The sequence below is a fragment of the Pseudomonas maioricensis genome (assembly GCF_022790535.1).
Lineage (GTDB): Bacteria > Pseudomonadota > Gammaproteobacteria > Pseudomonadales > Pseudomonadaceae > Aquipseudomonas > Aquipseudomonas maioricensis.
Window position 1 is genome coordinate 207,154 of record NZ_LOHG01000004.1, and the last position, 12,141, is coordinate 219,294.

A 12,141-nucleotide genomic window follows, 5' to 3' on the forward strand; every position below is an offset into this window, starting at 1 on the left:
GCCCCCCCGCTGTCTCTGAAATACCCCCTTTCAGAGCACACAGCAGCGCATGAGCAGACCCACCGATTTCGCTCAGCGATGGTTTTCGGAACGCAGCTGGAAGCCCTTTCCTTTTCAAAAAGAGGTCTGGTCGGCCGTTAAGCAGGGGCACTCAGGCCTGCTGCACGCAAGCACCGGCTCTGGTAAGACCTACGCCGTATGGTTCGCCGCACTCAATCGTTTCGCCCAAACCGTCAAGCCGCCAGCCGATGACAAACCCCGCAAGCGCAAACCACCTGCCACACCGCTCAGCGTGTTGTGGATAACGCCCATGCGCGCGCTGGCTGCCGACACTGCCAGAGCGCTCGAAGCGCCGCTGGCGGATCTGGACATTCCCTGGACCGTCGGCCTGCGTACCGGCGATACCAGCAGCAGTGAACGCGCACGACAAGGCAGACGCCTGCCGACTGCACTGATCACCACGCCCGAAAGCCTGACCCTGTTACAGACCCGCGCTGACGCTCAAAGCACGTTCTCGACCCTGAAAATGGTGGTCGTTGACGAGTGGCACGAGCTGATCGGCAACAAGCGCGGCGTGCAGTTACAGCTCGCAATCGCCCGCTTGCGTCAATGGAATCCGGATCTGATCGTGTGGGGCGTTTCCGCGACGCTTGGCAATCAGCAACATGCACAGGAAGTGCTGGTTGGCGAAGGCGGCGTCAGCGTACAAGGCAAGATCACCAAAGAACTTCGAGTGGACACCCTGTTGCCACCCTCCATCGAACGCTTCCCTTGGGCCGGGCACATGGGCTTGCGCATGCTGCCGCAAGTGTTGGCGGAAGTGGACAGCAGCGCCAGCTGCCTGGTGTTCACCAACACACGTGCGCAATCAGAGGTCTGGTATCAGGCACTGCTGGAAGCTCGCCCGGACTGGGCCGGACTGATCGCCCTGCACCACGGCTCACTGGCGCGGGAAGTGCGTGACTGGGTCGAGCGCGCCCTGAAGGAAGGCCACCTCAAGGCAGTGGTGTGCACCTCCAGCCTCGATCTAGGGGTGGACTTCCTGCCCGTGGAGCGGGTCTTGCAAATCGGCTCGCCCAAAGGTGTTGCGCGGCTGATGCAGCGCGCCGGACGTTCTGGACACGCACCCGGCCGCCCCTCACGTGTCACGCTGGTGCCGACTCACAGCCTGGAACTGGTGGAAGCCGCCGCGGCTCATGACGCTGTTGCAGCGCGCATGATCGAGCCGAGAGAATCACCCCATAAGCCCCTCGACGTGCTGGTGCAGCATTTGGTCAGCATGGCACTGGGCGGCGGTTTCGATCCTGACGCGCTGTTACTTGAAGTGCGCAGTGCCTGGGCTTACCGGGATCTGACCGATGCCGAGTGGCAATGGGCCTTGGCCTTCGTGCGCCACGGTGGCAACTCGTTGACGGCCTATCCGGACTACCGTCGCGTAGAGCCGGATGAAAATGGCGTATGGCGAGTACCCGATGCGCGTCTCGCCCGGCGTCACCGAATGAGCATCGGCACCATCGTCAGCGACGCCAGCATCAACGTGAAGTACTGGAAAAAAGGTGGCGGCGGAGGCTCTTTGGGCAGCGTCGAAGAAGGTTTCATTGCACGCCTCAAACCTGGCGATGGCTTCCTGTTTGGTGGTCGCCTGCTGGAACTGGTTCGTGTGGAAAACATGACCGCTTATGTAAAAAAGGCAACCAGCAAGAAAGCCGCAGTCCCACGCTGGAATGGGGGACGAATGCCGCTTTCGAGCGAACTGGCCGATGCGGTGGTGACCCAACTCGACGCAGCCGCGCACGGTATATTCAACAGTCCTGAGATGCAGGCTGTGAAGCCCTTGCTTGAAGTCCAGCGGCATTGGTCCGCCCTGCCCCGGGAAAAGACGCTGCTCGCCGAAGTCATGAAATCCCGCGAGGGCTGGCACTTGTTTCTCTATCCATTCGCCGGGCGCCATGTACACCTGGGGTTGGCCAGCCTGCTGGCCTGGCGTCTGAGTCGTCATGCGCCACTGACATTCTCGATCGCCGTCAACGACTACGGCTTCGAGCTGCTCAGCGCGACGGAGGTGGATTGGCAGGCGCAGCTACAACCTGATCTGTTCAGTGAGGAGCATCTGCTCGCCGACATCATGTCCAGCCTTAACGCGGGGGAACTGGCCCTGAGACGCTTTCGGGAAATAGCCCGCATTGCCGGGCTGGTATTCTCCGGCTATCCCGGCGCGCCCAAAAGCAATCGGCAACTGCAGGCCTCAAGCGGATTGTTCTTCGAAGTATTCAAACAATACGACGCAGGCAATCTGTTGCTGACGCAGGCTCAAGAAGAGGTTTTGCGTCAGGAACTGGATGTCACCAGACTGGAGCACACTTTGCAGCGTATCAACCAACGCACGCTGGATGTACACCTGATCAAGCGCGCCACGCCGATGGCCTTTCCTCTGTTGGTAGAACGGATGCGCGAAAGCCTGAGCTCGGAAAAACTCGCTGACCGAATAGCAAGGATGGTTCGCGATTTGGAGAAAGCCGCCGGACCTGATACCCCATGAGCCCCTACATCGCGGTACATCTGGACGGTGCTGAGATCTGGCTACTCGCTGAAAAAGCCGTTTATTACCCCGCCTACCGGGCATTGCTCATCGCCGATGTTCATTTCGGCAAAGCAGCAGCCTTTCGAGCACTTGGGCAACCCGTGCCCCAAGGCACAACCCAGGACAACTTGCAGCGCCTTGATCAGTTGCTGCGGCGCTATCCCTGCGATCAATTGATATTCCTCGGCGACTTCCTGCATGCCCGGCAGTCGCGCACCCCATCAACCCTGCAGGCGCTTGGCGAGTGGCGTTCGCGTCATCCTGAACTGACTATTACGCTTATCCGGGGCAATCACGATAAACACGCAGGCGATCCACCCTCGGATCTGATGATCGAAACAGTACCAGAACCCCTGCTGCTGGGACCTTTTGCGCTGCAACACGAGCCTCATCCACATCCCACCCATCATGTGCTGGCCGGGCATGTGCATCCGGTTTATCACCTGCAGGGGCGCGGCCGTCAAAGGTTAAGGCTGCCTTGCTTTTATCTGAACGAGCGCACGAGCCTGCTACCCGCTTTCGGCGCATTCACCGGCGGCTACAGCGTTGAACGCGAACAGAACAGCAAGATTTTCGTGGTAGGTGACGGGGCGGTGTGGGCAACTGGCTGAAACGATTCACGCTGGCGCGTTCAGTCTGGATCAACACCCGATCGCAGCCGTTCAAAACATCCAGGCAGCATCCTGCTGGCCAGTGAATGCGCCAGCAGAACAATCAATGAATTCAGGCGACTGGAGCCGGTGGCGGCTCATCCGGAAGCGTCGGCTCCCCCGGTTCGGTAGGCTGAGGATACTCGTTCGGAGTGTCCGGGCCTGGTTGCCCAGGTACTCCGCCAACCATATTGGCCTGCGGATAGGCGAGTAACGACAAGGCTAGCAGACCCACATGATTCTCTCGCGGGTCAGCCCCCTGGGCGCTGGCATTCGATTGTCTCTTCATAAGGCACTCCTGAGCGTTATCCCCCTGCCCACATGGCGCGAGGAGGAGCGATTCAGTCAATAGAGTGCCGAAATGAGGACTAATTCAATTTACGGAGGCTAAACGGTAACAAATATCAGTCAGGCGCGAGGCAGTGTGACGCCGCGCTGCCCCTGATACTTGCCGCCACGATCCTTGTAAGACACTTCGCACTCTTCGTCGGACTCTAGGAAGAGCATCTGCGCCACGCCCTCATTGGCGTAGATTTTAGCCGGCAAGGTCGTGGTGTTGGAGAACTCCAGCGTTACGTGACCTTCCCACTCAGGCTCAAGCGGCGTCACATTGACGATGATTCCGCAGCGCGCATAGGTGCTTTTGCCCAGACAAATGGTCAGCACATTGCGCGGGATACGGAAATATTCGACGGTGCGAGCCAGCGCAAAGGAGTTGGGCGGAATGATGCAGACGTCACTCTTGATGTCCACGAAGCTCTTCTCGTCGAAGTTCTTCGGATCAACGGTCGCGGAATTGATATTGGTGAAAACCTTGAATTCATCCGCACAACGCACATCGTAGCCATAGCTGGACACGCCATAGGAGATGAGTCGGTCTGCGCCTTCGCCACGCATCTGGCGCTCGACGAAAGGCTCGATCATGCCGTGCTCTTGCGCCATGCGGCGAATCCACTTGTCCGATTTGATGCTCATGGCGATGTCCTGATAGCTGGGTGGAAAAACATGTCCGGCATCTTACCGGGCCGAGGCGCAGGGTTCAAAGGCTGAAGAACGCCATCGACGGATGCTTTGCGCACTAATCGAAATAATCCTCAATTGGCTGTTGGCACGTTCAAAAAAAAGCGTTAAGGTGGCGTCACTGTGTTGCTTGTGTCACTGAGAATCTCTACACGATGTTGAATTTCGATCCAACCATCTCCAAGAATTTTTCCTGCTCTTTGCACTCAGTCTCGGCCAGGGCACTTCCTGAGTCGCAGTTAACTTTGTCCAAGGAGATACACCATGTCTAATCGCCAAACTGGTACCGTTAAGTGGTTCAACGATGAAAAAGGCTTCGGCTTCATCACTCCACAATCCGGTGACGACCTGTTCGTACACTTCAAAGCTATCCAATCCGACGGCTTCAAAAGCCTGAAAGAAGGCCAACAGGTTTCTTTCATCGCTACCCGCGGTCAGAAAGGCATGCAAGCTGAAGAAGTTCAAGTTATCTAACTTGTACTGAATCGCTTAAAAAACCCCGCTTCGGCGGGGTTTTTTTATGCCTGTAGAAAAGTCGAGGCCCTGTAGGCGCTGCCGAAGGCTGCGAAGGTGGCCTCCTGACAAAGCGCCTTCGCAGCTTTCAGCAGCGCCTACAGAATCAGATTCAATCGTCGCTAACAGAAATACTCGGCATCGCCGGGCTGGCCGCTTCCTGCAATACGATCCGCGCACCGACGTGGCGGGCCAACTCCTGATAAACCATCGCAATCTGACTGTCCGGCTCGGCAATCACCGTAGGCTTGCCACCATCCGCCTGTTCGCGAATGAGCATCGAAAGCGGCAATGAAGCCAGCAACTCGACGTCGTATTGCGAAGCAAGCTTCTCGCCGCCGCCCTCGCCAAACAAATGCTCCGCGTGACCGCAGTTCGAGCAAATGTGCACCGCCATGTTTTCCACCACGCCCAACACCGGAATGTTGACCTTGCGGAACATCTCTACACCTTTCTTGGCATCCAGCAAGGCCAGATCCTGAGGCGTGGTCACGATGACAGCTCCAGCAACAGGAACCTTCTGCGCCAGCGTGAGCTGGATATCGCCCGTGCCTGGTGGCATATCTATGACCAGGTAATCCAGATCATTCCACGCCGTCTGGGTGATCAACTGCAGCAATGCACCGGAAACCATCGGGCCACGCCAGACCATCGGCGTGTTGTCATCGGTGAGAAAAGCCATAGACATCACTTCGACGCCATGCGCCTCGATAGGCACGAACCACTTCTGATCCTTGATTTTCGGGCGGGTACCCTCAGCAATACCGAACATCACGCCCTGACTCGGACCGTAGATGTCCGCGTCAAGAATCCCGACCCGCGCACCTTCACGAGCGAGTGCCAGAGCCAGGTTCGCGGCGGTGGTGGACTTACCCACACCGCCCTTGCCGGAGGCCACAGCAACGATATTCTTCACATTGGCCAGGCCAGGGATCTGCCCCTGAGACTTGTGCGCCTCAATCACAGAGCTGATATCCACGCGGGCGGATGCCACACCCTCCAGGCTCTCAATGGCGATCTGCAGCATCTGCGCCCAGCCACTCTTGAACAATCCGGCGGCATAACCCAGCTCAAGCTGGACGCTGACACGCTCGCCTTGAATATCAATGGCGCGCACGCAGCCGGCACTGACCGGATCCTGATTCAAATAGGGGTCGATATATTGGCGAAGGACGGCTTCCACCGCTGCGCGGTTAACAGCGCTCATGGGCTACTCCCGAATAAAGACAGACTAAAACAGGCGGCTATCCTAACGCTTCTGCGTGCCACCGGCATGGTTTCGCTGTCCCTGCGGCAACAACACCTATTAAACGTCCTCCTGTAGGAGCTGCCGAAGGCTGCGAAAGCAGTATCACTGGCACCAAAGATTCGCAGCCTTCGGCAGCTCCTACAGAAACCCTTTGCACGCCTGCCAGACACCTCAGGGGAAATTCCTACAATCAGCACGGGGTGAAAAAAATCCCTCAGACCTTTATAGTGGCCGATCTCCGTTTCACTTCAAGTAGCCGAGCCCCATGTCCGAGCCACGCAAGATCCTCGTTACCAGCGCCCTGCCCTATGCCAATGGTTCGATCCATCTTGGCCATATGCTTGAGTACATCCAGACCGATATGTGGGTGCGCTTCCAGAAGCACCGCGGCAATCAATGCATCTATGTCTGCGCGGACGACGCACACGGCTCGGCAATCATGCTGCGCGCCGAAAAAGAAGGCATCACCCCGGAACAACTGATCGATAACGTCAAGGCTGAACACAGCGCCGACTTCAGCGACTTCCTGGTGGACTTCGACAATTTCCACTCGACGCACTCGGATGAAAACCGTGAGCTGTCGAGCATGATTTACACCCGCCTGCGCGATGCGGGCCATATCGCTACGCGCTCGATCACCCAGTATTTCGACCCGGAAAAGAAAATGTTCCTGGCCGACCGCTTCATCAAGGGCACCTGCCCGAAATGCGGCACTGAGGATCAATACGGCGATAACTGCGAGAAGTGCGGCGCGACCTATGCGCCGACTGATCTCAAGGACCCGAAATCAGCGATTTCCGGCGCAACACCTGTTCTGAAAGACTCGAAGCATTTCTTCTTCGATCTGCCTGCCTTCGACGCCATGCTCAAAAGCTGGACACGCAGCGGCACCCTGCAGGACGCCGTAGCGAACAAGATTGCCGAGTGGCTGGATGCCGGCCTTCAGCAGTGGGATATCTCCCGCGACGCGCCTTACTTCGGCTTTGAAATCCCGGATGAGCCAGGCAAGTACTTCTACGTGTGGCTGGACGCACCAGTCGGCTACATGGCCAGCTTCAAGAACCTGTGCGCACGCCGCCCTGATCTGGATTTCGATGCGTTCTGGGCCAAGGACTCGACCACCGAGCTATACCACTTCATCGGCAAGGACATCGTCAACTTCCACGCCCTGTTCTGGCCAGCAATGCTCGACGGCGCAGGCCTGCGCAAGCCTACCGGTATCAATGTGCACGGCTACTTGACCGTCAACGGCCAGAAAATGTCGAAATCACGCGGTACGTTCATCAAGGCTCGCACCTACCTGGACCAGCTGTCGCCGGAATACCTGCGCTATTACTACGCGGCCAAGCTGGGCAAAGGTGTCGATGACCTCGACCTGAACCTCGACGACTTCGTCCAGAAGGTCAATTCGGACCTTATCGGCAAAGTAGTCAATATCGCCAGCCGCTGCGCCGGTTTCATCCATAAGGGCAATGCCGGTGTGCTGGTGGCTGAAAATGCCGCTCCGGAACTGACCGATGCATTCCTTGCCGCAGCCCCCGGGATCGCAGAAGCCTATGAAGCCCGCGATTTTGCCCGGGCAATGCGCGAAATCATGGGGCTGGCCGACCGTGCCAACGCCTATATCGCTGACAAGGCTCCGTGGTCGCTGGCCAAGCAGGAAGGCAAGCAGGATGAAGTCCAGGCGGTCTGCGCACTTGGCGTGAACCTGTTCCGGCAATTGGTGATTTTCCTCAAGCCGGTGCTGCCGCTGCTGGCTGCCGATGCAGAGAAATTTCTTAATGTCGCGCCGCTGACCTGGGACGACCACAAGACATTGCTGAGCAATCATCAGCTCAACCCGTTCCAGGCCCTGATGAGCCGTATAGATCCGGTCAAGGTTGAAGCCATGACCGCTGCTTCGAAAGAAGACCTGACTGCCAGCGCTACCGACACCGGTGCCGCTCCCGAGGGTAACGGCGAGCTCACCAAAGACCCGCTCTCCCCGGAGATCGACTTCGATGCGTTTGCAGCGGTGGATCTGCGAGTGGCGTTGATCCTCAAAGCCGAGCACGTTGAAGGTGCAGACAAACTGCTGCGTCTGACACTGGACATCGGTGACGAACAGCGCAACGTGTTCTCGGGCATCAAAAGTGCCTACCCGAACCCGTCAGAGCTGGAAGGCCGACTGACCATGATGATTGCCAACCTCAAGCCACGGAAGATGCGCTTCGGCATATCAGAAGGCATGGTGATGGCCGCAGGTCCTGGCGGCGAAGAAATCTACTTGCTTAGCCCTGATAGCGGCGCCAAACCAGGCCAGCGCATCAAGTAAGATCCGAGACAAACCCGATAACAGCCTTAACCGCTGTTATCGGGTTTGTGCCGTTTGCGTAAACCGATTGCTCGCCAGACAGTGTCCCTGCTCACTTACCGTTACTGCACGTTCGCCTCTTCGGCAAGATCATGAACCTCATTCAAAGCGTCGACGCTCTGCTCCCTCAGACCCAATGCGGCAAGTGCGGCCATCCAGGCTGCAAGCCTTATGCAGAAGGCATCGCTCAGGGCGAAGCAATCAACAAATGCCCTCCGGGCGGCGACGAGACCATTGCAGCATTGGCGCAACTGCTCAATGTCCAGCCACTGCCTGTGGACTCAGCCCGTGGCTCTGCCCCCGCGCAAGTTGCATTTATTCGCGAGGCTGAATGCATAGGCTGTACAAAATGCATCCAGGCTTGCCCGGTCGATGCGATCGTCGGCGCGGCCAAATTCATGCATACCGTGATTGTTGATGAATGCACCGGCTGCGACCTGTGCGTGGCGCCCTGCCCGGTCGACTGCATCGATTTACTGCCACTGTCGCCAACGGTCATCCCGATTGTCGGTGGATATGCTGTCACCGTACAGGAGCAACAGGCCCGAAGCCGTAAGCGCAACCACGCCCGGCGTCGCTTCGAGTCCCGCAACGCACGATTGCGCAACGAAGAGGACCGGCGGCATGCAGAACGCGTGGCGCGCTTGCAAAAGCCCTCAGCGGCATCTGAAGGCTCACGACCGCCCACCCGAACAGCAATGGGGCAGGCTCGCGCGCAAGACAGTGCCATAGATGACGAAGCATTGAAAAAGGCCAGAATCACTGTGGCAATGAGCAGGGCGCAACTCAATAAGTCGCTAAAGGCATTTGGTCACCCACCCATCGCCGAGCAAGCTGCACGCCTGGTTCAATTGCAGCAGGAATATGAGGTTGCGGAGAAAGCCCTGACCAGCCTTCAAGCCGCACAGGAAAGGACGACAACAACGCCGCTACCCAAAGTGGATAACAGCGGCGTCAAACGTGCAAAAATTCAGCTGGCCATGGCCCGCGCCGCCTTCAGCAAGGCTCAGACAGCTGAAGTCTCGCCCGAGCAGATGGCGAGCCTTGAAGCCGCCCTCCAGCACGCAGAGCAAACACTGCGGGCCGCCGAGCAGGCACTTTTACTACCAACTAACCCGCAAGCTATCACCCCCAAGGAAAGCCTCGGTCCATGAATGCCGCAAAACGCCTGGAAATCTTTCGTCGACTCCACGAGGACAATCCGGACCCGAAGACCGAGCTGGCGTACACCACGCCTTTTGAGTTGCTGATTGCTGTAATCCTTTCGGCACAGGCGACCGATGTCAGCGTCAACAAGGCGACCGCGCGACTGTACCCCGTCGCCAATACCCCCCAGGCTATTTACGAGCTCGGCGTTGAAGGCCTTTCCGAATACATAAAAACCATCGGTCTCTACAACAGCAAAGCAAAAAACGTCATAGAGACGTGCCGAATGCTGGTGCAATTGCATGACGGAGAAGTGCCGCAGACACGCGAGGCGCTTGAGGCCTTACCCGGTGTCGGGCGTAAGACTGCCAATGTGGTGCTCAACACCGCATTCCGCCAAGTGGCAATGGCGGTAGACACTCATATTTTCCGGGTCAGTAATCGCACAGGCCTGGCACCTGGCAAAAACGTGGTAGAGGTGGAAAATCAGCTCATGAAGTTTGTGCCCAAAAATTACTTACTGGACGCTCACCACTGGCTGATCCTCCACGGCCGCTATGTATGCCAGGCCCGCAAGCCACGCTGCGGCAGCTGCAGGATCGAAGATTTGTGTGATTACAAGCTCAAGACATCCGACGATTGAGCAATAGAGAATAAAGCGCTCAATCGATTGAAAAAATCTTTTTTACCCGCTCGCAGATACTCGCTATAAGGTGCGCCAACGACAGCCTAAGTCTGGAGTCACCTTTATGAGCACTGACAAAGAGCAATTGGACGTAGACGACGATTTCACTGCGGTTGAATCAGATGATACCGAGCCAGCGCCGGTTGAGGCCGCCAAGACCAATCTCAGCAAACGGCGCACTATCGATAACCTCCTGGAAGAAAGACGCCTGCAGCGGCAACTGGCTGATTACGACTACGATCTCTGAACTGCCCGTCTGCGTCCATGCGCTGCCATTTAATAGAAAGCCTCTCATGCACGAGAGGCTTTAGTGATCAGCGCTAAAACTGTCGCCCCGCACACCAGAAAAAATCGGCACTCCCCTTCAGACCAGGCCATTGCGCTGAGCAAGCTCTATCAGGTCGACCAATGAATGAGCATTGAGCTTCAGCAACAGGCGAGTCTTGTAAGTGCTAACTGTTTTGTTACTCAAAAACATTCCATCGGCAATTTCCTTATTGGTTTTACCCCGAGCCAACTGTTGCAACACCATCATTTCACGTCCGGAAAGACGATCAACCATGTCAGCTTCGCTCGCATTACCCATACTCGACCGCACCGTATGCAAAGCCTGATTAGGGAAATAACTGTAGCCAGATAACACGGCCTTGATTGCGCTCAACAGCTCAGTGAGGTCCTGCTGCTTGCAGACATAGCCAGCGGCCCCGGCCTGCATACAACGCATGGAAAAATGCCCGGGAGCCTGAGACGTAAGGATCAGTACCTTGAACGGCAACGTCATGGCGGACAGCCGGGCAATGACTTCAAGACCGTCCAGCTTTGGAATGCCTATGTCGAGAATTACGATATCAGGCAAATGCTCACGAGCCAGTTGCAAGGCATCCACGCCATTATCCGTCTCCGCGATGACCTCGTAGCCATGGCGCTCCATCAGCATGCGTACGGCAAGGCGAATGACGGGATGATCGTCCACGATCAGCACTTTATTCATGGGCAGTCCAATTTTCGCTATTCGAAGTTTCAGAGTAAGCACAATAGCTTAGTCGTTTAGTGCTTTGCATGACGCCACCCCCTCAGGACTGGCAGCCAAAGACCGTTCTTACAGCCACAACAGAATGTTCCTACAAAAAACAGTCTTAATGCCGCTACATTACAAGTCATCACAAGACCACCGTGTGGGAAGTGACGCGTTAATTGACCTGTGCAGAAGTGACCCAGAACAGCGTGAATGAACTAATAGAATTATTATGATTGGGTCAAGCATTTTCCAAATACCCCTTTGGACTAATAAATAGATACCACAGCGATTAAATTAATCCTCCTCCCTGACACCCCTCGGCAATACGGGATAGCCTGTCCAGCTGGCTAGCATTTAGCCACTACCCAGTCTGAAATCCGTGAATCTCTTCCTACCCGATCACCCGAGTCACGCGTACCCAAAAAACATCACCTGTTACATTTACGTTACACCGCCACCAGAAAAACGGGCCATGGCTACCCCCAACATGTCAGCCCCCTTTTGATTAAGCACCAAGGTTGTGCCAACAGGATATTTCGGCCCACATAAGACGCCGTTTAAAAACTACACACTTTGCAGCCTCTCTTTTGTAAATATATATATTTTGCGAAAAGTCCTACGCACTTTTCGGAACTTGCTGTACGCCCGCGATAACACAGTACGATGGCTAGATAATTTGGCGGTACTTATGCACCGCACATCCTTAAATTAAATATCCCACGAAATATTGCTGAAAAATCTGCAGACAGCGAACGAAATTTCTGACGCATCATGATTTAAAACGGCTAATCCCGCCGAAAGCAAATACTATATCCCGGTACAAATCCACCCTCCCATTATCGAACAGGAAATGTACTACAACACTAACGGACGACAAAAAATACCCATGTAAGAAAAGCCAACCACCTGAAAATCAATCCATGTAA

11 protein-coding genes are annotated in these 12,141 nt (G+C 56.2%); 7 read left to right on the forward strand and 4 right to left on the reverse strand.

Features of this window, described 5'->3' with window-relative positions; all coding sequences use genetic code 11:
- Positions 1-49 precede the first annotated feature (49 nt).
- A complete protein-coding gene (locus AUC61_RS08335) occupies positions 50-2,539 on the forward strand; it encodes a ligase-associated DNA damage response DEXH box helicase (RefSeq protein WP_243245483.1) in 2,490 nt (829 codons plus the stop codon).
- Positions 2,536-3,192: a ligase-associated DNA damage response endonuclease PdeM gene (pdeM, locus tag AUC61_RS08340; RefSeq protein ID WP_243245484.1), complete on the forward strand. Its 657-nt coding sequence runs from the start codon at positions 2,536-2,538 to the stop codon at positions 3,190-3,192. Before AUC61_RS08335 ends, pdeM begins: the two co-directional genes overlap by 4 nt.
- 112 nt (positions 3,193-3,304) lie before the next feature.
- On the opposite strand, the gene AUC61_RS08345 is transcribed toward pdeM, so the two are convergent.
- A complete protein-coding gene (locus AUC61_RS08345; RefSeq protein ID WP_122666029.1) occupies positions 3,305-3,520 on the reverse strand; it encodes a hypothetical protein in 216 nt (71 codons plus the stop codon).
- A gap of 119 nt (positions 3,521-3,639) precedes the next feature.
- Positions 3,640-4,206 (reverse strand): dCTP deaminase, encoded by a 567-nt coding sequence (gene dcd / locus AUC61_RS08350; RefSeq protein ID WP_111757808.1) that lies wholly within the window; start codon positions 4,204-4,206, stop codon positions 3,640-3,642.
- Positions 4,207-4,515: 309 nt separating this feature from the next.
- On the opposite strand from dcd, the gene AUC61_RS08355 reads away from it, so the two are divergent.
- Positions 4,516-4,725, forward strand: coding sequence for a cold-shock protein (locus tag AUC61_RS08355; protein ID WP_002554837.1), 210 nt, complete (start codon positions 4,516-4,518; stop codon positions 4,723-4,725).
- Between the two features lie 151 nt (positions 4,726-4,876).
- Here the strand turns inward: AUC61_RS08355 and apbC are convergent, their stop codons facing one another.
- The gene (apbC, locus tag AUC61_RS08360; protein ID WP_243245485.1) at positions 4,877-5,971 is read right to left on the reverse strand and encodes an iron-sulfur cluster carrier protein ApbC; all 1,095 of its coding nucleotides are present in this window, start codon (positions 5,969-5,971) and stop codon (positions 4,877-4,879) included.
- Positions 5,972-6,278: 307 nt separating this feature from the next.
- Here apbC and metG point away from each other — a divergent pair, with 307 nt between their 5' ends.
- The 4 genes from metG (at position 6,279) to AUC61_RS08380 (ending at position 10,444) form a co-directional block, all read left to right on the forward strand.
- The gene (metG, locus tag AUC61_RS08365; protein WP_243245486.1) at positions 6,279-8,327 is read left to right on the forward strand and encodes a methionine--tRNA ligase; all 2,049 of its coding nucleotides are present in this window, start codon (positions 6,279-6,281) and stop codon (positions 8,325-8,327) included.
- Between the two features lie 131 nt (positions 8,328-8,458).
- Positions 8,459-9,520: an electron transport complex subunit RsxB gene (gene rsxB / locus AUC61_RS08370; RefSeq protein ID WP_243245487.1), complete on the forward strand. Its 1,062-nt coding sequence runs from the start codon at positions 8,459-8,461 to the stop codon at positions 9,518-9,520.
- Positions 9,517-10,155, forward strand: coding sequence for an endonuclease III (nth, locus tag AUC61_RS08375; protein ID WP_243245488.1), 639 nt, complete (start codon positions 9,517-9,519; stop codon positions 10,153-10,155). The genes rsxB and nth overlap by 4 nt, the downstream gene beginning before the upstream one ends.
- Before the next feature lie 106 nt (positions 10,156-10,261).
- Entirely contained in the window at positions 10,262-10,444 is a 183-nt protein-coding gene (locus AUC61_RS08380; protein ID WP_243245489.1) for a PA3496 family putative envelope integrity protein, read from the forward strand.
- Between the two features lie 117 nt (positions 10,445-10,561).
- On the opposite strand, the gene AUC61_RS08385 is transcribed toward AUC61_RS08380, so the two are convergent.
- On the reverse strand, positions 10,562-11,188 hold the full coding sequence (locus AUC61_RS08385; RefSeq protein ID WP_025261490.1) for a response regulator transcription factor: 627 nt from the start codon (positions 11,186-11,188) through the stop codon (positions 10,562-10,564).
- Positions 11,189-12,141: the final 953 nt, after the last annotated feature.

Bases quoted from the DNA above. Each gene is read 5' to 3' on its own strand.
- AUC61_RS08335 (WP_243245483.1), top strand. From the start codon at position 50: ATGAGCAGACCCACCGATTTCGCTCAGCGATGGTTTTCGGAACGCAGC.
- pdeM (WP_243245484.1), top strand. From the start codon at position 2,536: ATGAGCCCCTACATCGCGGTACATCTGGACGGTGCTGAGATCTGGCTA.
- AUC61_RS08345 (WP_122666029.1), bottom strand. From the start codon at position 3,520: ATGAAGAGACAATCGAATGCCAGCGCCCAGGGGGCTGACCCGCGAGAG.
- dcd (WP_111757808.1), bottom strand. From the start codon at position 4,206: ATGAGCATCAAATCGGACAAGTGGATTCGCCGCATGGCGCAAGAGCAC.
- AUC61_RS08355 (WP_002554837.1), top strand. From the start codon at position 4,516: ATGTCTAATCGCCAAACTGGTACCGTTAAGTGGTTCAACGATGAAAAA.
- apbC (WP_243245485.1), bottom strand. From the start codon at position 5,971: ATGAGCGCTGTTAACCGCGCAGCGGTGGAAGCCGTCCTTCGCCAATAT.
- metG (WP_243245486.1), top strand. From the start codon at position 6,279: ATGTCCGAGCCACGCAAGATCCTCGTTACCAGCGCCCTGCCCTATGCC.
- rsxB (WP_243245487.1), top strand. From the start codon at position 8,459: ATGAACCTCATTCAAAGCGTCGACGCTCTGCTCCCTCAGACCCAATGC.
- nth (WP_243245488.1), top strand. From the start codon at position 9,517: ATGAATGCCGCAAAACGCCTGGAAATCTTTCGTCGACTCCACGAGGAC.
- AUC61_RS08380 (WP_243245489.1), top strand. From the start codon at position 10,262: ATGAGCACTGACAAAGAGCAATTGGACGTAGACGACGATTTCACTGCG.
- AUC61_RS08385 (WP_025261490.1), bottom strand. From the start codon at position 11,188: ATGAATAAAGTGCTGATCGTGGACGATCATCCCGTCATTCGCCTTGCC.